This is a genomic window from Devosia salina (assembly GCF_019504385.1).
In the GTDB taxonomy this organism is placed as follows: Bacteria; Pseudomonadota; Alphaproteobacteria; order Rhizobiales; family Devosiaceae; genus Devosia; species Devosia salina.
Genome location: NZ_CP080590.1, coordinates 528,959 through 551,830 on the forward strand (window position 1 = coordinate 528,959; position 22,872 = coordinate 551,830).

Sequence of the window (22,872 nt, forward strand, 5' to 3'; positions counted from 1 at the left end):
GGGGGTTCGGTACGCTCGGCGGTGTCTCTTCAGAGGCCAGCACCATGACCATCACCCTCGCCGTACCCTCCAAGGGCCGCCTTGAAGAACTCACCCGCGACTGGTTTGCCCATCGCGGTCTGACCATCACCCGTCCGGGCGGCGCGCGTTCCTATCTCGGGGCCATCGAAGGCCTGCCCGACGTGACGGTGCGCTTCTTCCCGGCCTCGGAAATTGCCCGCGAACTGATCCGCGGCACCATCGATCTCGGCGTCACCGGGCGTGACCTGATCCACGAGACCAGCGAAACCGGCCCGCAAGCGGTCGAGTTCGCTCGCGATCTCGGCTTCGGTCATGCCGATGTGGTCATCGCCGTGCCCGAGGCCTGGATCGACGTCACCCATATGCACGACCTGGCCGATGTCGCCTCCGACTTCCGCTCCCGCCATGGCCGCTGGCTGCGCATCGCCACCAAATACATCACCATCACCCGCCAGCATTTCGCTCAGGCGGGCATTGCCGAATACCGGATCGTGGAGAGCCTTGGCGCCACCGAAGCCGCGCCGGCCTCCGGCGTCGCCGATATCGTGGTCGACATCACCTCGACCGGCTCGACCCTTGCAGCCAATGGCCTGCGCGTGCTCGAGGATGGCGTCATGCTCCGGAGCGAAGCCAATCTGATCGTTTCGAAAACCGCCGATTGGACTGCCCCGCGCCAGGCCGTGCTGGACGATCTCCTGGCCCTGCTGGGGCGCTAGACCATGGAACTGGCTTTCGTGCTGCTCTTCGTGCTTCTGGGCACCGGCGCCATCGTCTATGCCGGCCTGCGCCAGCCACCTGCGCGCCCCGCGGAGGATGAAAAGGCTCCCCAGGGAGATGCTGCTCCCGGTGGCGATGAAGGTGAGGGCGATGGCAAGGCCGGTGCGCCCTGACGGGCCATTGCCTCGCCTGCCCAAATCACGGCACAAGGACCAAATTGTCCGGCGAGGGGCGTCGTGGCCGAAGACCTTGAACTGACCATTCTCATGCCCTGCCTCAACGAGGCAGAGACGCTGGCGACCTGCGTCGAGAAGGCCCAGAGCTTTCTCAAGCGCAGCGGCATTGCCGGCGAAGTGCTGATTTCCGACAATGGCTCGACCGATGGGTCCCAGGCCATCGCCGAATCCCTGGGGGCCAGGGTGGTCAGTGCCGACCAGCGCGGCTATGGCGCCGCCCTTGGCACAGGCATTGCACAGGCGCGCGGGCGCTTCGTCATCATGGGCGATGCCGATGACAGCTACGACTTTGCCAATCTCGATGCCTATATGGCCCAGTTGCGCGATGGTGCCGATCTGGTCATGGGCAACCGCTTTGCCGGCGGCATCGCACCGGGCGCAATGCCCTGGCATCATCGCTATATCGGCAACCCGGTTCTGAGTTTCCTGGGCCGCCTGTTCTTCCGGACGCCCATTCGCGATTTCCATTGCGGGTTGCGCGGTTTTTCGCGCGACGCCATCAGCAATCTCAACCTGCGGACCACCGGCATGGAGTTCGCCTCGGAAATGGTGGTCAAGGCCACCCTGAGCCAGCTAGACGTGCGCGAGGTCCCCACCACGCTCAAGCCCGATGGCCGCTCGCGCCGGCCGCATCTGCGTTCCTTCCGCGATGGCTGGCGGCATCTGCGCTTCCTGCTGCTGTTTTCCCCGCGCTGGCTGTTTCTCTATCCGGGCGTTGCGCTGCTCTGGATCGGCCTTGTCGTCGGCGCGCAATTGCTGCGCGGTCCGGTGGTGATCGGTGGCGTCACCTTCGGTGTTCACACACTGCTGGTGGCGGCGCTCTGCGTCATCATGGGCACCCAGTCCATCGCCTTCGCCATCATCGGCCGCCGCTTCGCCTCGCGTTATGGCTTCATTCCGCGCTCTGGCGTCTATGACCGGCTGCTCGAAGGCCTGACGCTCGAACGCCTGCTTCTGTTTGCGGTCCTGCTCATGCTGGGCGGCATGGGCGCCATGGGCTGGGGGCTCTGGGAATGGGCGCGACGCGATTTCGGCCCGCTCACCTCGAGCGCAACATTGCGCATGGTGATCCTGGCCATGACTGCCCTGGTCACCGGCTTCCAGCTGATGATGAGCGCCTTCATGTCCTCCATGATCAACATTCCCATCTATGAGCGTCGCCTGGCCGATCAGCCCGCGCCCGACGACCAGTTCCGCCGCCGCTCCGACCGGGCTTAGCCCCGGCCGGCGGCGCGCCACACAAAGGCTTCCGCGACAATGCTCGACCCTCTCCTCCTTCTCGCCCTGCTGGGCGTTGGCATGCTGGCTGGCTTTGTCGATGCCATCGCCGGCGGGGGCGGCATGATCACCGTGCCGGCCCTGCTCTCGGCGGGCCTGCCACCGGTGGCAGCGCTCGCCACCAACAAGATGCAGAGTGTCGTGGGCACGGGCATGGCTGTCTGGACCTATTGGCGGCGCGGTTTTGTCAACCTGCCCAGCCTCATCCCGGCGATTGCCTTGACCTTTGCCGGCAGCTTTCTCGGGGCACTCACGGTCAGCCAGCTCGATACCAGCCTGCTCGATATCGCCGTGCCCGTGGCGCTGATCGCCATCGCGCTCTATTTCCTCTTCGCCCCCAAACTCTCCGATGCCGACAAGGCCGCCCGCCTGCCCTTCGGGCCCCTCGTGCCGGTCATGGGCTTTGCCATCGGCTTTTACGACGGGGTCTTCGGGCCAGGCACCGGCTCGTTCTTCACCATCGGCTTTGTGCTGTTGTTCGGGCTCGGATTGACGCGCGCCACCGGCAGCACCAAGGCGCTCAATTTCACGTCCAACCTGGCGGCGCTGGCCATTTTCATCCCGCAGGGGCACGTTGTCTGGCCGGTCGCCATTGTCATGGCGCTGGGCCAGCTCATTGGCGGTTATGTCGGAGCCCATACCGGCATCCGCTATGGCGCCAGGGTCATTCGCCCCCTTGTGGTCGTCGTCTCGATCGCCCTGGCGATCAAGCTCCTGGCCTTCCCCTGATCAGGCCGGGTCCAGTCCTGCGGCCACGCGCAGCGCCGCATTGATCCGATCCTGCCAGCCGGGCCCGTCTTCCTGGAAATGCTCCAGCACGGCACGGTCGAGCCGCAGCGACACCATTTCCTTGCCCTCGGGCGGGGTTGTGGTCCGTGCCGGTTTGTCCTCGGTCTTGCTTGTTACGGATTTGAAGGCAGCTTCCGCCTGATCCAGGGCACTGCCGCGTCGGGGTGTTCGCATCTCATGTCCTCGCTGATTGCTGGGCGCACCATACCGCCCTGGGCAAGAAAAAGCCCCGGTGTTTCCACCGGGGCTTTCCACCAAGATCGTGACTGGGAAGAAACGATCCTGGAAGCTCTTTCTTCCAGGCGACAAGGTCGCCCGGCCGTCGGCCGCCCACGCGGAGGGCGAGTGGTCGGCCTTTCGCCGACCACGTATGGCCCGTGAGCGAAGGAGGATCTGGTTCGCTTTCGCGAACTAGAAATCCATGCCGCCCATGCCGCCCATGCCGCCGCCGCCCGGCATTGCCGGTGCCTCAGCCTTCGGGGCTTCGACGATCGTGGCCTCGGTGGTGATCAGCAGCGAAGCAACCGAAGCGGCGTCTTCGAGAGCGGTACGAACCACCTTCACCGGGTCGATGACGCCCAGGGAAACCAGATCGCCATATTCGCCGGTCGCGGCATTGTAGCCGAACGAGATGGCGGAGTTCTCGAGGACCTTGCCCACGACGACCGAGCCTTCAGCGCCAGCATTGTTGGCGATGCAGCGCAGCGGCTCCTGCAGGGCGCGGCGGACGATCGAGATACCGGCTTCCTGGTCGGCATTGGCGCCCTTGGCCTTGATGTTGGAGGCAGCGCGGAGCAGGGCAACGCCACCACCCGGCACGATGCCTTCTTCAACGGCAGCGCGGGTCGCGTTGAGCGCGTCATCGACGCGGTCCTTGCGTTCCTTGACTTCCACTTCAGTCGAACCACCGACGCGGATCACGGCAACACCACCGGCGAGCTTGGCCAGGCGTTCCTGCAGCTTTTCGCGGTCATAGTCCGAAGAGGTCTCTTCGATCTGGGCCTTGATCTGGCCGACGCGGGCCTGGATCTCGTCCTGGGTGCCGGCGCCATCGACGATCGTGGTGTTTTCCTTGGTGATCTCGACGCGCTTGGCAGTGCCGAGCATGTCCAGGGTCACGTTCTCGAGCTTGATACCGAGATCTTCGGAGATCACCTGGCCGCCGGTGAGGACAGCGATGTCTTCCAGCATGGCCTTGCGGCGGTCACCAAAGCCCGGGGCCTTGACGGCAGCGACCTTGAGGCCGGCGCGCAGGCGGTTGACGACCAGGGTCGGCAGGGCCTCGCCATCGACGTCTTCGGCAATGATCAGCAGCGGACGCTGGGACTGAACGACAGCTTCCAGGATCGGCAGGATCGCCTGCAGGTTGGAAAGCTTCTTTTCGTGCAGCAGGATGTACGGGTCCTCGAGGGTCGCCGTCATCTTTTCAGCATTGGTCACGAAATAGGGCGAGAGATAGCCGCGGTCGAACTGCATGCCTTCGACGACATCGAGTTCAGTCTCGGCGGTCTTGGCTTCCTCGACGGTGATGACACCCTCGTTGCCGACCTTCTGCATGGCCTCGGCGATCATGTCGCCGATGGACGATTCGCCATTGGCCGAAATGGTGCCGACCTGGGCAACTTCGGACGACGAGGTGATCTTCTTGGACGAGCCCTTGAGGCTCTCGATCACGTCGGCAACGGCCAGGTCGATGCCGCGCTTGAGGTCCATCGGGTTGAAGCCGGCGGCGACGGCCTTGACGCCTTCGACGACAATGGCCTGACCCAGAACGGTCGCGGTGGTGGTGCCGTCACCGGCAATGTCGTTGGTCTTGGAAGCGACCGAACGCAGCAGCTGCGCGCCCAGGTTCTCGAACTTGTCTTCGAGCTCGATTTCCTTGGCGACCGACACGCCGTCCTTGGTGATGCGCGGGGCACCGAACGACTTTTCGATCACGACGTTGCGGCCCTTGGGGCCGAGGGTGACCTTCACCGCATTGGCGAGGATGTTGACGCCGCGCAGCATCTTTTCGCGGGCATCGGTGGAGAATTTGACTTCCTTGGCGGCCATTTATGGCTCCTTGAGAATATCTGGTTGGGGGGACGACAAAAAAGGCGCGAGAAGCGGATTACGCTTCGATCACGCCCATGATGTCGCTTTCCTTCATGATGATCAGGTCTTCGCCATTGAGCTTGACCTCGGTGCCGCTCCACTTGCCGAAGAGCACGCGATCGCCGGCCTTGACGTCCAGCGCATTGATCTTGCCGTTTTCGTCGCGGGCGCCGGGGCCCACGGAGACGATCACACCCTCGGAGGGCTTTTCCTTGGCGGTGTCTGGGATGATGATCCCGCCTTTGGTCTTTTCTTCACTGTCGACGCGACGGACGACCACGCGGTCATGCAGGGGACGGAAGCCCATGATTTGTTCCTCTTGGCATCATTTCTGAATGCGATTCTGTGCTTGTTAGCACTCGCTTTGGGTGAGTGCTAACAAGCTGTTGGGGATATAGGGATCGGGCTTCCAAAGAGTCAAGGCGCGTGAACCGAAGTTTTTGTTCGTGCGTTACTACGGGACGGTTTTCGAACGCATGGAGAAATTGAAATGGACGAGCGCAGGGAAGCGGAAGCGCGGGTGACGCCGGTCGAGGGGCGCGTCCACATCATTTTCGATGATGCCGAGATCGCCAGCACCCTCCATGCCCTCAGCCTTGAGCGCCAGGGCCGGTCGCCCTTGGTCTTCGTGCCCCTGGACGACGTCCATCCCGGGATTCTCGAAGCCTCCGAAACCCAGCGGCACGAGGATGGGCCCGGCGACGCCCATTTCTACACCATCAAGACCCTCACTGCCGACGGTGTGGACGAAGCCTGGTACTACCCCTATGCCGACGGCGCCTATGCGCCGATCCGCGACATGCTCACCTTTGGGGGTGACCGGGTTTCGGTGCGGGTGTCAGAAGTCTAGGCGCGCCCGCCCGGCGGCGCTGTTTCCCTCTTCCCCCCGCTCCAAGACTGGGCCATAAGCAGCCTTATGAGCGAACAGTCTTCTTTTCAGATCAAACTGCGCCGCGCCGGCGGCGTCGGCGCCAATACCAACTGGCATTGGGAGGTGCAGGACGCCTCGGGCAAGGTCGTCAAGTCCGGCAGTGCCGTCGGCCCCGAGCACAAGGCCTTCGCCACGGCCCGCATCGCCAAGGAAAAGCTGGAAGCTGCGGGCAAATAGGCCCCGGACAGGACTGTCGTGACCGCGTCCCCCGCAGAGCCTGCCCGCGCTTCCGCCAAGGCTGCGACGGGTGACCCGCTGCGCGGCATTGCCCTCAAGGTCGCCTCGGTCTGCTGCTTTGTGGTCATGGCCACCATGCTCAAGGCCACCCACACCGTGCCCTCCGGGCAGATGGTGTTCTTCCGCTCATTTTTCGCCATGCTGCCCGTGCTGGGCTTCCTCGCCTGGAAGGGCAATCTTGCCAGCGCCTTCCAGACCACGCGTCCGCTCGGGCACGTGCTGCGCGGCCTGATCGGTGTCACCTCGATGAGCCTGGGCTTTTTCGCGCTGACCCGCCTGCCGCTGCCCGAAGCAACGGCCATCGGCTATGCCTCCCCGCTGATCATCGTCATTCTCTCAGCCGTGCTGCTGCATGAGCGGGTGCATGTGTTCCGCTGGACCACCGTCCTGGTGGGTCTGGTGGGCGTCATGGTCATTCTCTGGCCGCGCCTGACGGTGCTCTCGGGCGGTGCCGTGCTGGGGGATGCGGAGGCCGTGGGCGCGCTGGCTGCCTTTGGCGGCGCCATCCTGTCCGCCTTTGCCATGCTGCAGGTCCGCACCCTGGTGCAGACCGAGCGGACCGAAACCATCGTCACCTATTTCTTCATCAGTGCCAGCGTCATCAGCCTCTGCACCATTCCCCTGGGCTGGGTCTGGCCGACACCGGAGCAGGCGGTGCTGCTGGTCGGTGCCGGCGTTTTTGGCGGTCTCGGGCAATTGCTGCTGACTTCGTGCTACCGCCATGCCGACATGTCGGTCATTGCCCCGTTCGAATACACCTCGCTGCTCCTGACCATCATCATCGGCTTCGTGATCTTTGCCGATGTGCCCACCATAACCATGCTGGTCGGCGCGCTGATCATCGTCGCATCCGGCATTGCCGTCATCCTGCGTGAGCACTGGCTGGGGCTGGACAGGTCCAAGGCGCGCCAGGCCAACACGCCCTAGTGTCGCGATACGCCACGCGCTACTCCAGTGGCGCTGCCACCGCCGTGGTGATCAACGGGAACCCGAGCTGCGGAAAATCGATATCGTCCAGTCTGGGGGTCAGGACAATCGCGAGCAGAGCCACTGCGGCGCCTGTCTTGAGCAGTTTTGCTCTTCTGCGCCTTTGGGCCATCGTAAGCATCTGAAATCACCTCCTGTTTGCAAAGAACGCAATGCTCGGGCCCGGCCACGGGTTGCACTGCTGGGGCAAGTCCTGACACCGTGGAGGCCTGTGTCCCGGGGAGGAGCGCCATGGCCGGCACGGCCGCAATCATCTTCACTGTCCTCATGGCCGGCCTGGCCGTGTTCCAGCTTGCTTTGGCGCTGGGTGCGCCGCTGGGCCATTTCGCCTGGGGTGGACAGCACAAGGTCCTGCCGCGCGGCCTGCGCATCGGCAGCCTGCTGTCGATAGTCCTCTATGGGCTGTTCTCGGCCATCGTGATGATGCGGTCGGCGCTTCTTGCGCCCTGGCCGGATGCGGGTTGGATCGGTCCGGCCACCTGGGCTCTCGTCGCCTATCTGGCCCTGGGTATCGTGATGAACGCCATCTCCCGCAGCCTGCCGGAACGCCTCACCATGACGCCGCTTGTTGCGGTGCTCTGTGCTCTGGCGCTGATCGTGGCCCTGTCCTAGAGCGCTTTCAGCAAAAGTGGACACCACTTTCGCTTCTCGGGCGCCGACCCGAGAATCGAAAGCGTGACAAAACAAAAAGATAGAGCTCCCGTTCGGATTCAGTCAGAACGGGAATTGCCCTAGCCGGTAGCGGCCATGTCCGACCAGCTCTGGCGCTTGCGATAGATCGTCGAGGGACTGATCTCCAGCGCCGCCGCGGCCATCGAGATATTGCCGCCAAACGTGGCGATCGCGTCCTCGATGATGCGCTGTTCCTGCTGCCACATCGGCAGGATGCTGCGGCGCTCGGCACGCGGCGCCTCGACCGGGGCAGGGGCGGAGACCTTGGATTCAATGTCGGCGGCGCCGATCATGGCGGCAGTGATCTCGCCACCGTCGAACATCACCACCAGCCGCCGCACCAGGTTCTGCAATTGCCGCACATTGCCGGGCCAATCAGCGGCCGTCAGCAATTGCGCGGCCTCCTGGGTAATGCCGGTGAAGCTCTTGTGCTCCTCGCGGGCATAGCGGCTGAGGAAGTGGCGGGTCAGCACCATGATGTCGCTGGGGCGCTGGCGCAGGGGCGGCAGGTGGATGGGCAGCACGTGCAGGCGATAGAATAGGTCCTCACGGAACTGCCGGTCGGCGATCATCTGCATCGGGTTGCGATTGGTGGCGCAGATCACGCGCACATCCACCTTGCGCGCGGCGGTTTCGCCCACCCGGCTGATCGTACCCGTCTGCAGGAACCGCAACAGCTTCGACTGCAGCGAGAGATCCATCTCGCCCACTTCGTCGAGAAACAGCGTGCCGCCATCGGCCAGTTCCGCCGCGCCCTTGCGATCCTCATGGGCACCCGTAAAGGCGCCGCGCACCACGCCGAACAGCTCGCTTTCCATCAGGTCGCGGGGAATGGCGGCGCAATTGATGGCGACAAACCGGTTTCCGGCGCGTTGGCCCTTGGCGTGCAAGGCCTCGGCGCAGACGTCCTTGCCCGTACCGCTCTCGCCGGTGATGAACACCGGCGCCGAGGAAGCGGCAACGCGCCCGATCTGTTCATAGAGGAATTGCATGGCGCTCGAGGCGCCCACAAATCCGGCAAAATCGGCAACCACCGGCTCGGGCCCGGCCTCGACGCCCAGCGAGCGGGGTCGCCCGTGGCGTTGCGCCAGTTCCGCCAGCCGTCCGGCCAGGGTCGCGCCGCTGACCGGCTTGGCGACATAGTCGTGGGCGCCGGCACGCATCGCGCCCAGCGCCGCGCTGACCGAACCGCTCCCGGCCACGGCCAGGATAAGGGCGCCTTCGGCCAGTCGCACCAGCCGGTTCATTGCGTCCTCGATGCTCGGTCCGAGGTCCGTCAGGCTTTCCAGGTCGGCGATGATCACGTCGAAGCGCGTCTTGCGCAGCATGTCCACGGCGGATCGGCCGGTCGCGACCTGGGTCACTCGGGGCGCCACAAGCAGTGCCCCTGCCAAGCCTTCGCCGGTCTGGCGGGCACAGGCAACATCGGCGTCGATCAGCAAGAGCCGGCCGCAGAGCGCGTTGTCGCTTCCGCTCGTCATCATCATTGCGCAGTAAACCCTGGTCTGGTCCGTAGTCGGAACGTTCTTGTCGTTTTCCGAATTGTTGCGAATTAGGGTAAATATTCCGTTCTTGCGCCCGTCATCCAAACAACGTTTATCTCTGGCCCATGCGAAACGAATCCAGTCAGGATGTTTTTGAACCAATTGTGCGCGGCATCACCCAGACGGGTGTCCGCCTGGCCAATGAGCGCGCGGTTCTGTCTCTGATTGCCGGCATTCCCGGGGTCTCCAATGCCGATATTGCGCGCCGCTCCGGCCTCGGGCCGCAGACCACCGCGCGCATCCTGGCCGATCTCGAGGCGCGTGACCTGATCATCCGGGGTGAGGTGCTGCGGGGCCGGCGCGGCCAGCCGGCGACTCCCTATCGACTCAATCCACAGGGCGGGTATTCACTGGGCGTCGAGATCGGCTGGCAGCACTACGAGGTTCTCCTGCAGAATATTGCCGGTCAGGCAGTGGCTGCGGTCAGGCGCAGCTACCCCTATCCCGATCCGCGCACCGTCTTCGCCGAAGTGGCGTCGGACGTGGAAATTCTGCTCTCCGGCCTCAACGACGGCCAGCACGAGCGCCTTTCGGGGATCGCCGTCACTTCCCCGGGCAATTTCGGGCCACTGCTCGATCTGCTCGGTACGCCCGCTGGCCTTCGCGAGCAATGGGCCGAAATCGACGTCGGTGTCCGCATGGCTGAAACCACCGGCCTGCCGGTCGTTTGGGTCAACGATGGCAGTGCGGCGGCCTGGCGGGAAATTACCGTCCACCCCACGCCGCGACCGAGTGGCATTGCGGGCTTCTTCGTGGGCACATTCGTCAGCGGCGGCGTCGTCACCGGCGGCAGCCTGCTCGAGGGGCCCTATGGCAATGCGGCCGATCTGGGGGCCATCATCGTTCACGACCGGAGCGGTCGGCCGGCCTATCTGCACCTGATGGCCTCGCTCCATGCGTTGAAACTGCGCGTGCTCGATGGCGGTGGGCCGGCACTGCAGGGTTCGCCGCGCAAATGGGATTGGGACCAGATCGAGCCGCATGTGTCGCGCTGGCTTGATGATGCCGGGCACGCCCTGGCGCAGGCCATTCTCACCACCACGGCAATGATCGAGATCGACCTGGCCATCATCAACGGCGATCTTCCCGAATCGATTCTGCAGCGACTGCTCGATGGCACCCAGGCCCATCTGGCAGGCCTGCCGCTCATGCTCGCGCATCGCCCCCGGCTGGCGCGCGGCCGCGCCGGGCCTTCTGCGGTGGTGTTCGGCGCCGCGCAATTATTGCTGTTCCGCCAGCACTTTTCGCGCGCCTGGGAGCTCTTCGAGCCCGATCCCGCCAAATAGGGCGGGACAGAGCCCCGGCGGCGCTTTTTCCGCTGCTGGTGGGGTGCTAAGTAAAAATGTGTCGAATCCCGGCGCCGGCGCATGGTCCGGAACACTGGCACCGGTGTTCCGGCAAGTCATGCGCCACAAATACAGGGGTTTCAGGTCCGCCGTGCAGGCTCTTGTGTATTCGTTGATCGCGTTTTCCGCAGCCGGGCTGGGGGCATTGGCCTATTTTGGCCTGACCTTCACACCGGCCAATGCGATTCTGGTTGCCGTGGTCTTCGCCTGTGCCTGTGTTGTGCTCATGGAGCGCGTGCTGCGCCAGCGCGCCGAAAACCGGCTTGAGCGTGCCATCGAGGATCTCTCCCGACTCCTGGCCACCGACGCCCAGGCCGGCGCGGTGCTGGGCCAGCGCATCAACGCCATTGCCGACCTCAACCCTGGCCAGCGCCTCGAAACCGTCGAGGCCGATATTTCGGTCTTGGGCACGGTCATCCGGCAGGTCGCCGAAGCGGTTGCCGAAGTCGAGGACAAGGTGGCCAAGGCCGGCTCGTCCCGGCCGGCGTCGCAGCCGGCCGATGCGCGCCTGATCACGCCACCACCTCCGCCGGCCCAGCCGACTCCCGTCATCGTCCCTGAGACCGAGCCGGTCATTCCGCTCGAAATGCTGCGCCAGGCGCTCGACGAGAGCCGCCTGGTCCATCACGTGCAGCCCGTCGTCAAGCTCCCGCAACGCCGGGCCGTGGGCTATGATATGGTGCCGCGGCTAATGCTCGAGGATGGCGAACTGGCCGAAGCGCGCGATTTCATGCCGCGTCGCGGCGGCAAGGACGTGATCCGCATCATCGAAGGGACGGGCCTTGTCGAAGCCGTGGCCATCGCCCGGCGGTCCCGCACAGGTGGCCAGCCGGCCATGATGCACATCCCGCTCTCCCGTGCCTCATTGGGCGACGAGGCATCCGCCGAGCAGCTCCTGGTGACGCTCGATGCCAACCGCGCCATTGCCGGGGCGCTGACTTTCCTCGTCTCCGAGAGCGACTGGCAGTCCCTGACCACGCATGAGCGGGCCGTGGTCGAGCAAATGGTGCGCAAGGGCGCCGGTTTCTCCATCGCCGGCATGACCTCGCTCCGCGTCGATGTGGCGGATATGGCGGCCCTCGGCGTCCGCTCGCTGCGCGTCGACGCCGGCCGCTTCATTGCCGCGCCCGAAGCCTTCACCGACTTTCACATGACGGATATCGCCAACTACCTGGCGCGCTTCGAAGTGACCCTTCTGGCCACCGGCATCGCCAATGAGCGGCAGATCGTCGAACTGCTCGACAGCGACATCCTCCTGGTGCAGGGCGACTATATCGCCGCCCCCGGCCCGGTGCGCTCCGACCTGACGCTGGATTCGACCCGTACCGTCACCCCGCAATTGCGCCGCGCCGAGCTCTAGGCCTGGACCCGGGCTGCGTCAGGATGGCTAGCGCCACCCAACCGCTTTTTCAATCCATTGATCAGGCCGCGCGCGCCGGCCTCCGTTTGCTCCGCTTCCTGGCCCGGCTCCGCGGCCGTCAGGGTGAAAGTCCCGATCACGCGGTCCAGCTCGGCCGCCTGCGCTTCGGTCTGCTCGATGGCGGCATTGGTCTCTTCCACCAGCGCTGCATTGTGCTGGGTCATCTCGTCGAGCTGGCGCACCGCCATGTTGACCTCCTCGATCGAGGCCGCCTGTTCCCGGCTGGCGCGGGCCATGCCCGTCAGCATCGTGGCATTGGCGCTGATCCCGGCCTGCACGGCCAGCAGCCGCTCGGCCGCCTCAGCGACCAGCTTCGAGCCGCCGCCAACCTCGCTGGCGCTCTGCTCCACCAGGGCCTTGACGTCGGCCGAGGCCTGCGCCGCACTCTGCGCCAGCCGCCGCACTTCCACCGCCACCACGGCAAAGCCCTTGCCCGCTTCACCGGCACGGGCCGCTTCCACCGAAGCGTTGAGCGCCAGCAGATTGGTCTGGAAGGCGATGTCGTCGATCAGCCCGATAATGTTGGAAATCTTGGCCGAAGACTGGGTGATGCGCTCCATGGCCTCCGTGGCTTTGCTCATCACCGCGCCGCTGGCTTCCGCTTCTGCCGAGACGGTGCGCGCCTTGCCGCTGGCATCCTCTGCCTGGCTGGCGTTTTCGCTGACCACATTGCGCAATTGTTCCATGGCCGCGGAAGTCTCCTCGATCGTGGCGGCCTGCCGTGTGGTCCGCTCGGAAAGATCATTTGCCCCGGCCAGGATTTCGCCCGTGGCTGTCTTCAGCGCCCCGGAGGTCTGGCGCAACTGGACGATGACCTGCCCGAGCTGCTCGGCAACGCCATTGGTGTCCGATTTGAGACGCGCAAAGGCGCCCTTGTAGCTGCCGTTGACGCGCTGCGACAGATCGGCCTTGGCCAGCGCCGAGAGTACCTCGCCGGTTTCCCCGATGCCGCGCTCCACCGTCGCCAGCAATTCATTGACATTCTCGGCCAGGCGCTTGAGTTCGGGGTTGGAAAGATCGGTTTCCGCCCGCAGCGAAAAGTCGCCGTCGATAGCCGCGCCCACCACGCGGTCGATGTCCTGCTGCAGCGCTTCGACCATGCGCACCTGCTGGGCGCGTTCGGCATTCATGCTGTCCTCGGCGGCGCGCAATTCGGCGATGCGCAAGCCGTTCTGCCGGAACACTTCCACCGCCTCGGCCATCGCCCCCAGTTCGTCGGCGCGGCCCAGTCCCGGGACTGTCATGTCCAGCTGGTCGCCCGCGATGCCGGTCATCGCCCCGGTCAACCGTCCCACCGGCCGGGTGATGGTCCGCGCGATCAGCACGCTGCCCAGCGCCGAAAGGGCCAGCAACGCCGCCCCGATCACCAGCATAATGTTCCGCAGCATGTGCGAAGGCGCCAGGATGTCCGAAGCGTTTTCCAGGGCCACCACGGCCCAGTCGGACCCGCCGAAGGAGATCGGCATCGCCTTGCCGATCATCTGTTCGCCATCATGGTCCACCGGTCCCAGGCCCGCCGTACCGGCCAGCGCATTGGTGACGATCTCGCCGCCCAGCGAAGTCGAAAGCGCGTCGTCATTCTCGGTCTTGGGAGAATCATTGCGCACCAGCCCGTCCTGGCCGACGAGGAACACATCGCCGCTCTCGCCCAGCCCCTTGGTGCGGCTCAGCACTTCGCTGATACGGCCCAGCGGCATCTGGTAGGCGAGCACGCCCGCCTGCAATCCCTGGTCATAGACCGGTGCGGCGATGAAGCTCGCCGGCGCGCCGCTCGGACCATAGGGCGCGAAATCGGTCAGGAACACATCGCCCGGATTGCCCGCCATGGCCGCCCGCACCACCTTGCCCAGGTCGCTCCCGGCCCATGGCCCGCCACCGTCGGCAAAGCTGGTGCCGAAATCGGCCTCCTTCTGCACCGAATAGACATTGTTGAAGTCGAGATCGAACAGGAAAATATCGTAATAGCCGCGCGTTTCGAGCAGGCTGCGGAACTCGTCATGCTGCTTGCGGTGGATCTGGTCATAGACCGAGAGCTTTTCCGAAGTGTCGAGCAGCAGGCGTTCCCCATGCGGATGCGGATTGCTCGCCACATAGGCGTCCTGCAACAGCGTGGCGGGGTCCCCCTGGCCCTTGAGCGAATGCACCGCCCCGGCAAACGAATAGAGCGCGGCCGCCACATCGCTGCGATTGGCGAACAGGGTCAGGTCCTGCCGCACTTCGCTGAGATAGGCATCCAGCGCCGCCGTGGCATTGTCCGCCGCCGCATCGAGCCGCTGCTCGGCCTGGCTGGTGACGATCGCATCGCTGCTGAAATAGGCCGCAAGTCCCAGGCTGGCGCCGGTTGCCATGGCAATGCCGACCACCATGATCGGCAGGCGGAGCGAGAGTTTCATTTGGCTGAACATCGGAGGTCTGCACCTGTTTGTGGCATTGCGCCCGGACATGAATTGCCCCGGTTGCGGCTCCTCCGCCCGCGCCCACGGCTTTCCGAACCATAGGAATCGAGTGGTTAACGAAGCGAGTCTGCGCCCGTCATCGAAGCGTCACCTCAGCTTTTTGCTTGATCCCCGGGCGCAAACTGCCACATAGCTCCCCAAGCTGTTTCGTCCCCAACGCCATTCCATGCCAAGGCAAGTCATGACGTCGCCCCTGCCCACCATTTCCGGCCTCTCTGAGCTCGCGGGCCGCTACGACGCGGTGCTGAGCGATGTCTGGGGCGTCATCCACAATGGCGTCTCGGCCTTTCCCGAGGCCGTCGAGGCCCTGCGCGCCTTCCGCCGCGCCGGGGGCAGGGCGGTGCTCATCACCAATGCGCCGCGCCCCTCGGCGCCCATCATCGCCATGCTCGACCGGCTCGGCGTGCCGCGCGACGCCTATGACGCCATCGTCTCCTCGGGCGATGCCACCCGCGCCATGATCGCCCGCTATCGCGGCCGCGCCATCCATCATGTGGGTCCGCCCACCGAGGACGATGCTCTTTATGATGGTCTCGATGTGCGCCGCACCGGTCCCGAAGAGGCCGAGGTCGTCGTCGTGACCGATCTCGATACGGATGACGACACCCCCGAAATGTATCGCGAGCGCGCCCGGCTCTGGCTGAGCCGCAAGCTCCCCATGATCTGCGCCAATCCCGACCGTGTCGTCGAGCATGGCGACAAGATCATCTATTGCGGCGGGGCGCTGGGGGACCTTTATTCGGCTATGGGCGGCATGGTGCACATGGCCGGCAAGCCCTATCCGCCCATCTACGAGCAGGCTTTCGCCCTGGCCGAAAAGGCCGCCGGTCGTGCGCTGGACAAGTCCCGCGTCCTGGCCATTGGCGACAGCGTGCGCACCGATGCGGCCGGAGCGGCCCAGTTCGGCGTCGACCTGCTGTTCATCACCGGCTCCATCCACGCCGCCGAACTCGATGCCTTCGGCAAGCCCGACCCGCAGGCCATCGCCGACCTGCTCGAGCCCAGCCGGGCCCATGTCTCCGGCTATCTGCCGCGCTTGAGCTGGTAGGTTTCCTTGTCCGGCTTCACCCGCCTTTCCAGCCTGGCCGATCTGCCCGCAGCGCTGCGCGGCGCTTATGTCGCCATCGGCAATTTCGACGGCCTGCATCGCGGCCATCAGTCGATCATCGCGGCGCTGCGTGATCGCGCCGCGGCCGCCGGCGTCCCGGCGCTGATGCTGACCTTCGAGCCGCATCCGCGAGACGTCTTCGCGCCGGCCCCCTTCATGTTCCGGCTGACCCAGGGCGATGCCAAGGCGCGCCTGGCCGAGGCCATGGGGCTCGACGGCATCATCATCCTGCCATTCGACCGCGCCTTCTCGCAGAACGAGGCCGAAATCTTCGTCGAGACCATGCTGGTCGAGCAATTGGGCGTGCGGGGCGTGATTGTCGGCTCGGACTTCCATTTCGGCCGCCAGCGCCGTGGCACGCCGGCCTTCCTGCGTGCCGCCGGCGAACGGCTTGGCTTTGCCGTCGAAACCCTCGATCTGATGGACGAGGGCGACGAGGTCATTTCCTCCTCGCGCATCCGCGCCGCCTTGTCCGAAGGCGCGGTGACCGCCGCCAACCGGCTCCTGGGCTACCATTGGTTCTTCGATGGCTGCGTGGTCAAGGGCGACCAGCGCGGCCGCGAGCTGGGCTTTCCCACCGCCAATACCGTCACGCCCACCGGCTTCCAGCTGGCGCAGGGTATCTATGCGGTGCGGGCCCGGCTGGGCGAGCGGCTGTTCGACGGCGTGGCCGCCTATGGCAAGCCCATGTTCGACAACCAGCTTCCGCCCTTCGAGACGCATCTGTTCGATTTCGACGAAGACATCTATGGCCAGACACTGGCAGTGGCCCTGATCGGACATATTCGCGGCCAGGAAGTGTTCTCGGGCCTCGACGAGCTCATCGCCGCCATGGATCGCGACTCGCGCAAGGCCCGCGCCATGATCGCTGCCGCCCGCCCGATCAGCCCGCTGGACCGGCAGCTGGGCTTTCTCGTCTAGGCCAATGAAGCACCAGAGGCCGTTCCGTTCCGACGGACGTCGCTGGAAACGCCTTAGAGCGCTTTCAGCAAAAGTGGACACCACTTTTGCGGTTCGAAGGCGCGGCAAAACAAAGAGATAGAGCTCCCGTTCTGATTCAATCAGAACGGGAATTGCCCTAGTGGTCGTCGAGCAAGAGGCGCACCAGCTCGGTCTGCCGCCTGACGCCGGTCTTGTCGAAAATGCTGGTCAATTGCGAGCGCGCGGTGGTGTCCGAAACCCCGCGCAGTTCCGCGGCGGCCTTGCGGCTGCCGGTCTCTACCACCGCCAGCGCCAGTTCGGCTTCGGCGCGGGTCAGCCCATAAAGGCGGCTCAATGCCGAAATCCGCACCCGCAATTTGCCCTTCGGGTCGGTCACCAGCACGATGGCGCCGGGGCGCTGGGGTGTTGGGAACGCAAAATTGCCCGGAACCGGCGCGCATTGCACGCTCAGCGGCCCATCCGGCCCTGCCAGCTGCATCCGTCCACCGCCGAGGTCGGGGGTGAACAGGCAACGCGTGATCAATTGGGCAAGGGCACTATCGCTCTGCGGCTCGGGACCGCGAAGCTGCCCGTCGCGCACCTGCAGGCGGCCATCGGCCAGCATGTCCTGTGCCTGTCCGTTGAGGTCCAGCACATGTCCCGTGCGATCCAGAAACAGGGCGCCCAGTCCCGCGATGTCGAGCGTGTCCAGCGTCAGCCGGTTGGCCAGCCGCAACTGCTTCAGCACGCGCCATTGCTCCACGGCCTTTTGCAGGTCGGGGGCAAAGGCGCGCAATGTCTCGATTTGGTTCGAGGTCGCGGGGGCTCGCGTATTGACCACGAGGGCGCCCACCCATCCGGTCGAGCTGCCCAGGCTGAGGGCGACGCCATGGTTGAAGCTCTGGGGAACGCACCACAGATTGTAGAGGTCGCTCCGGCTGAACTGCGCGAATTCAGGCAGTTCCTCGGTCTGCGTCACGGTGCCCGCCTGTTGCCGCAGCACCGCATGCATCAGGCTGTTCTGCTGGTGATAGGTCTCGTGATAGAGCCCCGTAAACCCGGGGTCGGTATGGGGCGCGATCATTTCGTGGACGCCGCCCGGCTGGGCACCACCCATCGCCACTTCTGTTGCGCCCAGATGACTGGCGAAGCGCATAAGAAAAGCCGGCCAGGCCGCATCGTCTAGAGCGGTATCGCTGAGCTCGCTGCGTAGTCTTTCCTGCAAATTCATGCGCGCTCCACGCCGTTAAGCATGACCTCACACGTCGAACACTTGTCCGATGTAGCAGATTTTCGCGCCCGCTAGGGTGAAATGGTCAACAAAAGGTTAACAGAGGCCAGGACGGGGCGATGCTCCGGCACCCAGGCGAACCGGCAAGCGTTCGTGCGTGACCCACCCGCCTCTTGTTGCGCAACAGCCCCCGTGGCTTCGCCAAGCGTCAGTAATGAGGTGACTGCCCATGCAAAAACCCAGGATATACCTAAGACCCCGTCTGGTCGGCGCCCTCGCCGCCTTTCTCATGGCGGGCACCGCCGTGCCCGCCCTTGGCTTCGATCCCAAGGTGCATGACGAGATAGAGTTCCAGCTCAATTGTTACGTCCTGCTCTGGACCGATCCGGACAAGCATGTTGAGGTCTGTAAGCCCGCCCCGATCCCGACCAGCGGCAACACGCTGGCGACGCAGGGTGGGGCTGCCGCTCCACCGCCACCACCACCCCCGCCGCCCCCGCCACCACCGCCGGAAGTCACCGACGATGATGACGAGTGTGAGGCCGGTCAGGTCATCACCCCCTGCGGCTGCGCCTATCCGGAGGCATGATGTGAGGCGACGCGTTCTGCTCGCGTGGGGGGGTGGCGCTGGCCGAGGCCATGTCGTCACCCTCAAGGTCATGGCCGAAGCACTGGGCAACCAGTACGACTATGACGCTGCCCTCTGCCGCATGGACCATGCGGCAGAGCTCTCCCACCTGTGCGACGCAGTCTATCCCTCCGCCGGGCTCTACAATCAGCGTCAACTCCGCAAGGCCGCGGGCTCTCCTGGCACGGCGACCTGGGGCGATTTCCTGGGCGATCTGGTCTTCGCCTATCCCGAACGACTGCAATTGCAGTTCGACTGGTGGGTCGAGGTGCTGCGCACCCGGCGGATCGACCTGCTCGTCGCCGATTTTGCGCCGGTATCCATGCTTGCGGCGCGTGCGCTTGGCATTCCCTCGGTTTGCGTCGGCACCGGCTATTCCGCGCCGCCTCCCGGCATGGATGCCTTTCCCATTCTGCTTTCGCAATATTCGACGCTCGTGCACGACGAAGCCGTCCTGCTCGACAATGTGAACGCCTTGCTCAAGCGCGCCGGCGCCGCGCCGATGGATTGCCTTTCTGATGTGTACCGGGCCTCGGTTTCCATGCCGCGCACCATCAGGCAGCTCGATCCCTATGATGGCATGCGCGCCGAAAGCCTGCTGCCCCCGCTCAACGAGGCGGTGCCGCGCAGCACCGGCACGGGTGAGGAGATCTTTGTCTATTTCTCCACCGCCGAGACGGCCTATGCTCCCATTGTCGAAGCGCTCTGCGCCGTCAAGCTGCCGGTTCGCGCTTACCTGCCGGGGGCGGATGCGGACTTGCTCGCGCGGCTGGCCCGTGCCGGGGTGACGGTGGAAACCGCGCCGGTCGCGGCCGACCTGATCGCCATGCGCACCCGCCTCATGCTCAATGCCGGCCAGCACGGCACATTATGCATGGGCCTGGGTCTGGGCCTTCCACAACTGGCATTTCCCCAGCATCTGGAACACGAATATCACGCGCGGCGCGCCGCCGAGCTGGGAGCCGTCGATATCGTGCCCTATCGCAGCTGGGAGGCAGATCGCATTGTGGCCGCCATCGACGATATGCACGCCGATGGAGACCGAACCGTCCGCGTGCGGGCACTGTCAGAAGCACTGGATCCCGATCTCTTCGGCAATATCGGGGCGCTGGTGCGGGGGCGGGTCGAGCCGCTGCTGGCCTGAACGCGGCAAATCAGCCTTTGCCCCGGCCGCCTTGCCTTGCTAAAAGGCGCGCAAATCTTCCAAAACCGATTGCCGATCCATGAACGACACCGCTGCCAGCGCGACCGAAAAAGACTATTCGGCCACGCTTTTCCTGCCGGAAACCGACTTTCCCATGCGCGCCGGGCTTCCCCAGCGCGAGCCCGACTGGCTCAAGCGTTGGGAAGACATGGACATTTATGCGCTGCAGCGCGAGCAGGCCAAGGATCGTCCGCTCTTCACCCTGCATGACGGCCCGCCCTATGCCAATGGCAATATCCATATCGGCCACGCGCTCAACAAGACGCTGAAGGACCTGGTGTCCCGCTCCATGCAGATGCTGGGGTTCAACTCGGCCTATGTGCCGGGCTGGGATTGTCACGGCCTGCCCATCGAATGGAAGATCGAGGAGCAGTACCGCGCCAGGGGCAAGGACAAGAACGAGGTCCCGGTGGTCGAATTCCGCCAGGAATGCCGCGCCTTTGCCGAACAATGGGTCGATGTGCAGCGCGAGGAATTCAAGCGCCTCGGCATTTTGGGCGAATGGGACAATCCCTATCTCACCATGAGCTTCGACGCCGAAGCCCAGATCGCGCGCGAGCTGATGAAGGTCTCGATGACCGGCCAGCTCTACCGTGGTTCCAAGCCCGTCATGTGGTCGGTGGTCGAGCGCACGGCTTTGGCTGAAGCCGAGATCGAATATGCTGACTACGAGAGCGACACCATCTGGGTGAAGTTCCCGGTCTCGCGCATCCAGTCGGTCGACGGCAACGACACCGATGAAATCATCGCCCATCGCGAGCACCTGACCGGCGCCAGCGTCGTCATCTGGACCACCACCCCCTGGACCATCCCGGCCAACCGGGCCATCAGCTTCTCGAACCGCATCGAATATGGCCTCTACGAGGTCACCCATGCGCCTGCAGAAAACTGGGCCAAGACTGGCGACAAGCTGATCCTGGCCGACAAGCTCGCGGCCGAAGTCTTCGCCAAGGCCAAGGTGGAAAACTTTGTGCGTCTGCAGGACGTGCCCGCATCGGTGCTTGCCGGCATTTCGGCGCACCATCCTCTGCGCGGTCTCGCCGGCGGCTACGAGTTTGCCGTGCCCCTGCTCGATGGCGAGCACGTCACCGACGATGCCGGTACGGGCTTCGTCCATACCGCGCCTGGCCATGGTCTCGACGACTTTGGTATCTGGATGGAATCCACCCGCCTCCTGCAGGAGCGCGGCATCGACCCCGCAATCCCCTATTGCGTCGACGATGGCGGCTTCTACACCAAGGATGCGCCCGGCTTCGATGGCGCCCGCGTCATCGATGACAATGGCAAGAAGGGCGATGCCAACCAGCGCGTCATCACCGCGCTCGCCGAACACGGCAACATCATTGCCCGCGGCCGGGTGAAGCATCAATATCCCCATTCCTGGCGCTCCAAGAAGCCGGTCATCTTCCGCAACACGCCGCAATGGTTCGTCTATATGGACAAGCCAATTGTCGCCGCAGGCACCACTTCTCCTTCTCCCCTTGTGGGAGAAGGTGCCCGGAGGGCGGATGAGGGGTCTCTTCCCGACACCCTGCGCGCCCGCGCCCTCAAATCCATCGACGCGACAAAATTCTACCCCGCCGCCGGGCAGAACCGCCTGCGCGCCATGATCGCGGATCGCCCCGACTGGGTGCTCTCGCGCCAGCGCGCCTGGGGCGTGCCGATCACCGTCTTCGTCAACAAGCAGACCAACGAAATCCTGCGCGACGAAGCGGTCAATCACCGCATCGCCCAGTCCTTCGAGGAAGAGGGCGCCGACGCCTGGTACAAGCCCGGTGCCGCCGAGCGCTATCTCGGGTCCGACTACAGGAGCGAAGACTACGAGATGGTCACCGACGTCCTCGACGTCTGGTTCGATTCCGGCTCGACCCACTCCTTCGTGCTGCGCAACAAGCAGAAATGGCCGCATCTGAAATTCCCGGCCTCGATGTATCTCGAAGGCTCGGATCAGCATCGCGGCTGGTTCCATTCCTCGCTGCTCGAAAGCTGCGCCACCAACGGCTACGCGCCCTATGACAGCGTCCTCACCCATGGCTTCACCATGGATGGCGAGGGCCGCAAGATGAGCAAGTCGCTGGGCAATGTCGTCGCCCCGCAGGAGATCATCAAGCAGTTCGGCGCCGACATCCTTCGCCTCTGGGTCGCCTCCTCCGACTATTCGGAAGACCTGCGCCTGGGCAAGGAGATCATCCAGACCACCGTCGACAGCTATCGCAAGCTCCGCAACACCCTGCGCTGGCTCCTGGGCAACCTCGCTCATTTCAAGGCCGATGATGTCGTCGACGCCAGGGACATGCCCGAGCTCGAGCGGCTCATGCTGCATCGGCTGGCCCAGCTCGATACCGGCGTGCGCGCCGCCTACAAGGAATATGACTACCGCAAGGTCGTCACGCTCCTCACCAACTTCATGAACATCGAACTCTCGGCCTTCTATTTCGATATCCGCAAGGACACGCTCTATTGCGACCCGATCAGCTCCATCAAGCGCCGCTCGGCGCTGACCGTGCTCGATCACCTGTTCAATGCGCTCACCGCCTGGCTCGCCCCCATCCTGGTCTTCACCATGGAAGAGTGCTGGCTTGAGCGGCACCCCGAAGAAGGCTCCTCGGTCCACCTCCGTCTCTTCCCGGAAATCCCGGAAAGCTGGCTCGACACTGATCTCGCCAGCAAGTGGCAGCTCATCCGCGCGGTCCGCCGGGTGGTGACCGGCGCGCTCGAGATCGAACGCCGCGAAAAGCGCATCGGCTCCTCGCTCGAAGCCGCCCCGCAGGTTTATGTCGCCGATCCGCGCTATATCGTGGCGCTCGAAGGCCAGGACCTGGCAGAAATCGCCATCACCTCGGCGATCCAGGTCAAGCAGAACGAAGGCCCGTCCGAGGCTTTCCGCCTCGAGGATGTGCCCGGCGTTTCGGTGGTCCCGGCGCTGGCCGAAGGCAAGCGCTGCGCCCGCTCCTGGAAGGTGCTGCCCGAAGTCGGCTCCGACCCGGAATACCCCGATGTCTCCCCGCGCGATGCCCAGGCCCTGCGCGAACGCGCCGCGGCAGGTCTCTGA

22 protein-coding genes are annotated in these 22,872 nt (G+C 64.8%); 15 read left to right on the forward strand and 7 right to left on the reverse strand.

The genetic code is table 11. From position 1 onward, the window contains the following. Positions 1–44 precede the first annotated feature (44 nt). From hisG to K1X15_RS02590, 4 genes are all read left to right on the forward strand, one after another. Positions 45–737, forward strand: a complete 693-nt coding sequence (gene hisG / locus K1X15_RS02575; RefSeq protein ID WP_220305940.1) for an ATP phosphoribosyltransferase — start codon at positions 45–47, stop codon at positions 735–737. A gap of 3 nt (positions 738–740) precedes the next feature. After that, complete coding sequence (locus K1X15_RS02580; protein ID WP_220305941.1) at positions 741–911, forward strand: hypothetical protein; 171 nt, start codon at positions 741–743, stop codon at positions 909–911. Positions 912–974: 63 nt separating this feature from the next. Next, the gene (locus K1X15_RS02585; protein WP_240549634.1) at positions 975–2,192 is read left to right on the forward strand and encodes a glycosyltransferase family 2 protein; all 1,218 of its coding nucleotides are present in this window, start codon (positions 975–977) and stop codon (positions 2,190–2,192) included. A 39-nt stretch (positions 2,193–2,231) separates the two neighbouring features. After that, positions 2,232–2,981 (forward strand): TSUP family transporter, encoded by a 750-nt coding sequence (locus K1X15_RS02590; RefSeq protein ID WP_220305942.1) that lies wholly within the window; start codon positions 2,232–2,234, stop codon positions 2,979–2,981. Here K1X15_RS02590 and K1X15_RS02595 read toward each other — a convergent pair whose 3' ends face one another. The 3 genes from K1X15_RS02595 to K1X15_RS02605 all read right to left on the reverse strand — a co-directional run bounded on the left by K1X15_RS02595 (position 2,982) and on the right by K1X15_RS02605 (position 5,442). Further along, positions 2,982–3,215 carry a BrnA antitoxin family protein gene (locus K1X15_RS02595; RefSeq protein ID WP_220305943.1) on the reverse strand — a complete coding sequence of 78 codons (234 nt, stop codon included), beginning with the start codon at positions 3,213–3,215 and terminating at the stop codon, positions 2,982–2,984. A gap of 237 nt (positions 3,216–3,452) precedes the next feature. Continuing rightward, the gene (gene groL, locus K1X15_RS02600) at positions 3,453–5,093 is read right to left on the reverse strand and encodes a chaperonin GroEL (protein WP_220305944.1); all 1,641 of its coding nucleotides are present in this window, start codon (positions 5,091–5,093) and stop codon (positions 3,453–3,455) included. A 58-nt stretch (positions 5,094–5,151) separates the two neighbouring features. After that, positions 5,152–5,442: a co-chaperone GroES gene (locus K1X15_RS02605; RefSeq protein WP_046103399.1), complete on the reverse strand. Its 291-nt coding sequence runs from the start codon at positions 5,440–5,442 to the stop codon at positions 5,152–5,154. A 183-nt stretch (positions 5,443–5,625) separates the two neighbouring features. Between K1X15_RS02605 and K1X15_RS02610 the strand changes: the two genes are divergently transcribed. From K1X15_RS02610 to K1X15_RS02620, 3 genes are all read left to right on the forward strand, one after another. Further along, positions 5,626–5,985, forward strand: a complete 360-nt coding sequence (locus tag K1X15_RS02610) for a DUF427 domain-containing protein (protein ID WP_220305945.1) — start codon at positions 5,626–5,628, stop codon at positions 5,983–5,985. Positions 5,986–6,051: 66 nt separating this feature from the next. Continuing rightward, the gene (locus K1X15_RS02615; protein WP_220305946.1) at positions 6,052–6,243 is read left to right on the forward strand and encodes a hypothetical protein; all 192 of its coding nucleotides are present in this window, start codon (positions 6,052–6,054) and stop codon (positions 6,241–6,243) included. An 18-nt stretch (positions 6,244–6,261) separates the two neighbouring features. Then, positions 6,262–7,230 carry a DMT family transporter gene (locus K1X15_RS02620; protein WP_276315290.1) on the forward strand — a complete coding sequence of 323 codons (969 nt, stop codon included), beginning with the start codon at positions 6,262–6,264 and terminating at the stop codon, positions 7,228–7,230. 19 nt (positions 7,231–7,249) lie between these two features. Here K1X15_RS02620 and K1X15_RS02625 read toward each other — a convergent pair whose 3' ends face one another. After that, entirely contained in the window at positions 7,250–7,411 is a 162-nt protein-coding gene (locus K1X15_RS02625) for a hypothetical protein (RefSeq protein ID WP_220305947.1), read from the reverse strand. A gap of 110 nt (positions 7,412–7,521) precedes the next feature. On the opposite strand from K1X15_RS02625, the gene K1X15_RS02630 reads away from it, so the two are divergent. After that, complete coding sequence (locus tag K1X15_RS02630; protein ID WP_220305948.1) at positions 7,522–7,902, forward strand: hypothetical protein; 381 nt, start codon at positions 7,522–7,524, stop codon at positions 7,900–7,902. A 119-nt stretch (positions 7,903–8,021) separates the two neighbouring features. Here the strand turns inward: K1X15_RS02630 and K1X15_RS02635 are convergent, their stop codons facing one another. Then, entirely contained in the window at positions 8,022–9,449 is a 1,428-nt protein-coding gene (locus tag K1X15_RS02635; protein ID WP_240549635.1) for a sigma-54-dependent transcriptional regulator, read from the reverse strand. Between the two features lie 161 nt (positions 9,450–9,610). Here K1X15_RS02635 and K1X15_RS02640 point away from each other — a divergent pair, with 161 nt between their 5' ends. Beyond that, positions 9,611–10,792 (forward strand): ROK family transcriptional regulator, encoded by a 1,182-nt coding sequence (locus K1X15_RS02640; RefSeq protein ID WP_220305949.1) that lies wholly within the window; start codon positions 9,611–9,613, stop codon positions 10,790–10,792. Between the two features lie 163 nt (positions 10,793–10,955). Beyond that, entirely contained in the window at positions 10,956–12,212 is a 1,257-nt protein-coding gene (locus K1X15_RS02645; RefSeq protein WP_220305950.1) for an EAL domain-containing protein, read from the forward strand. On the opposite strand, the gene K1X15_RS21200 is transcribed toward K1X15_RS02645, so the two are convergent. After that, a complete protein-coding gene (locus K1X15_RS21200; RefSeq protein ID WP_240549636.1) occupies positions 12,209–14,665 on the reverse strand; it encodes a methyl-accepting chemotaxis protein in 2,457 nt (818 codons plus the stop codon). The two genes, K1X15_RS02645 and K1X15_RS21200, sit on opposite strands and share 4 nt — an antisense overlap. Positions 14,666–14,909: 244 nt before the next feature. Here K1X15_RS21200 and K1X15_RS02655 point away from each other — a divergent pair, with 244 nt between their 5' ends. Further along, positions 14,910–15,776 (forward strand): TIGR01459 family HAD-type hydrolase, encoded by an 867-nt coding sequence (locus K1X15_RS02655; protein ID WP_240549637.1) that lies wholly within the window; start codon positions 14,910–14,912, stop codon positions 15,774–15,776. 6 nt (positions 15,777–15,782) lie between these two features. Continuing rightward, complete coding sequence (locus tag K1X15_RS02660) at positions 15,783–16,757, forward strand: bifunctional riboflavin kinase/FAD synthetase (protein ID WP_220305952.1); 975 nt, start codon at positions 15,783–15,785, stop codon at positions 16,755–16,757. A gap of 157 nt (positions 16,758–16,914) precedes the next feature. On the opposite strand, the gene K1X15_RS02665 is transcribed toward K1X15_RS02660, so the two are convergent. Continuing rightward, positions 16,915–17,988 (reverse strand): helix-turn-helix transcriptional regulator, encoded by a 1,074-nt coding sequence (locus K1X15_RS02665; protein ID WP_220305953.1) that lies wholly within the window; start codon positions 17,986–17,988, stop codon positions 16,915–16,917. Between the two features lie 229 nt (positions 17,989–18,217). Between K1X15_RS02665 and K1X15_RS02670 the strand changes: the two genes are divergently transcribed. The 3 genes from K1X15_RS02670 to ileS all read left to right on the forward strand — a co-directional run bounded on the left by K1X15_RS02670 (position 18,218) and on the right by ileS (position 22,872). After that, complete coding sequence (locus K1X15_RS02670) at positions 18,218–18,577, forward strand: hypothetical protein (RefSeq protein ID WP_220305954.1); 360 nt, start codon at positions 18,218–18,220, stop codon at positions 18,575–18,577. Between the two features lies 1 nt (position 18,578). Beyond that, the gene (locus tag K1X15_RS02675; RefSeq protein ID WP_220305955.1) at positions 18,579–19,760 is read left to right on the forward strand and encodes a glycosyltransferase; all 1,182 of its coding nucleotides are present in this window, start codon (positions 18,579–18,581) and stop codon (positions 19,758–19,760) included. Between the two features lie 79 nt (positions 19,761–19,839). Next, complete coding sequence (gene ileS, locus K1X15_RS02680) at positions 19,840–22,872, forward strand: isoleucine--tRNA ligase (RefSeq protein ID WP_220305956.1); 3,033 nt, start codon at positions 19,840–19,842, stop codon at positions 22,870–22,872.

Coding starts and splice junctions, on each gene's coding strand:
- K1X15_RS02635 (WP_240549635.1), bottom strand. CDS start 9,449: ATGATGATGACGAGCGGAAGCGACAACGCGCTCTGCGGCCGGCTCTTG.
- K1X15_RS21200 (WP_240549636.1), bottom strand. CDS start 14,665: ATGAAACTCTCGCTCCGCCTGCCGATCATGGTGGTCGGCATTGCCATG.
- K1X15_RS02580 (WP_220305941.1), top strand. CDS start 741: ATGGAACTGGCTTTCGTGCTGCTCTTCGTGCTTCTGGGCACCGGCGCC.
- K1X15_RS02625 (WP_220305947.1), bottom strand. CDS start 7,411: ATGCTTACGATGGCCCAAAGGCGCAGAAGAGCAAAACTGCTCAAGACA.
- K1X15_RS02610 (WP_220305945.1), top strand. CDS start 5,626: ATGGACGAGCGCAGGGAAGCGGAAGCGCGGGTGACGCCGGTCGAGGGG.
- K1X15_RS02670 (WP_220305954.1), top strand. CDS start 18,218: ATGCAAAAACCCAGGATATACCTAAGACCCCGTCTGGTCGGCGCCCTC.
- K1X15_RS02615 (WP_220305946.1), top strand. CDS start 6,052: ATGAGCGAACAGTCTTCTTTTCAGATCAAACTGCGCCGCGCCGGCGGC.
- K1X15_RS02605 (WP_046103399.1), bottom strand. CDS start 5,442: ATGGGCTTCCGTCCCCTGCATGACCGCGTGGTCGTCCGTCGCGTCGAC.
- K1X15_RS02595 (WP_220305943.1), bottom strand. CDS start 3,215: ATGCGAACACCCCGACGCGGCAGTGCCCTGGATCAGGCGGAAGCTGCC.
- ileS (WP_220305956.1), top strand. CDS start 19,840: ATGAACGACACCGCTGCCAGCGCGACCGAAAAAGACTATTCGGCCACG.
- groL (WP_220305944.1), bottom strand. CDS start 5,093: ATGGCCGCCAAGGAAGTCAAATTCTCCACCGATGCCCGCGAAAAGATG.
- K1X15_RS02630 (WP_220305948.1), top strand. CDS start 7,522: ATGGCCGGCACGGCCGCAATCATCTTCACTGTCCTCATGGCCGGCCTG.
- K1X15_RS02590 (WP_220305942.1), top strand. CDS start 2,232: ATGCTCGACCCTCTCCTCCTTCTCGCCCTGCTGGGCGTTGGCATGCTG.
- K1X15_RS02665 (WP_220305953.1), bottom strand. CDS start 17,988: ATGAATTTGCAGGAAAGACTACGCAGCGAGCTCAGCGATACCGCTCTA.
- K1X15_RS02655 (WP_240549637.1), top strand. CDS start 14,910: ATGACGTCGCCCCTGCCCACCATTTCCGGCCTCTCTGAGCTCGCGGGC.
- hisG (WP_220305940.1), top strand. CDS start 45: ATGACCATCACCCTCGCCGTACCCTCCAAGGGCCGCCTTGAAGAACTC.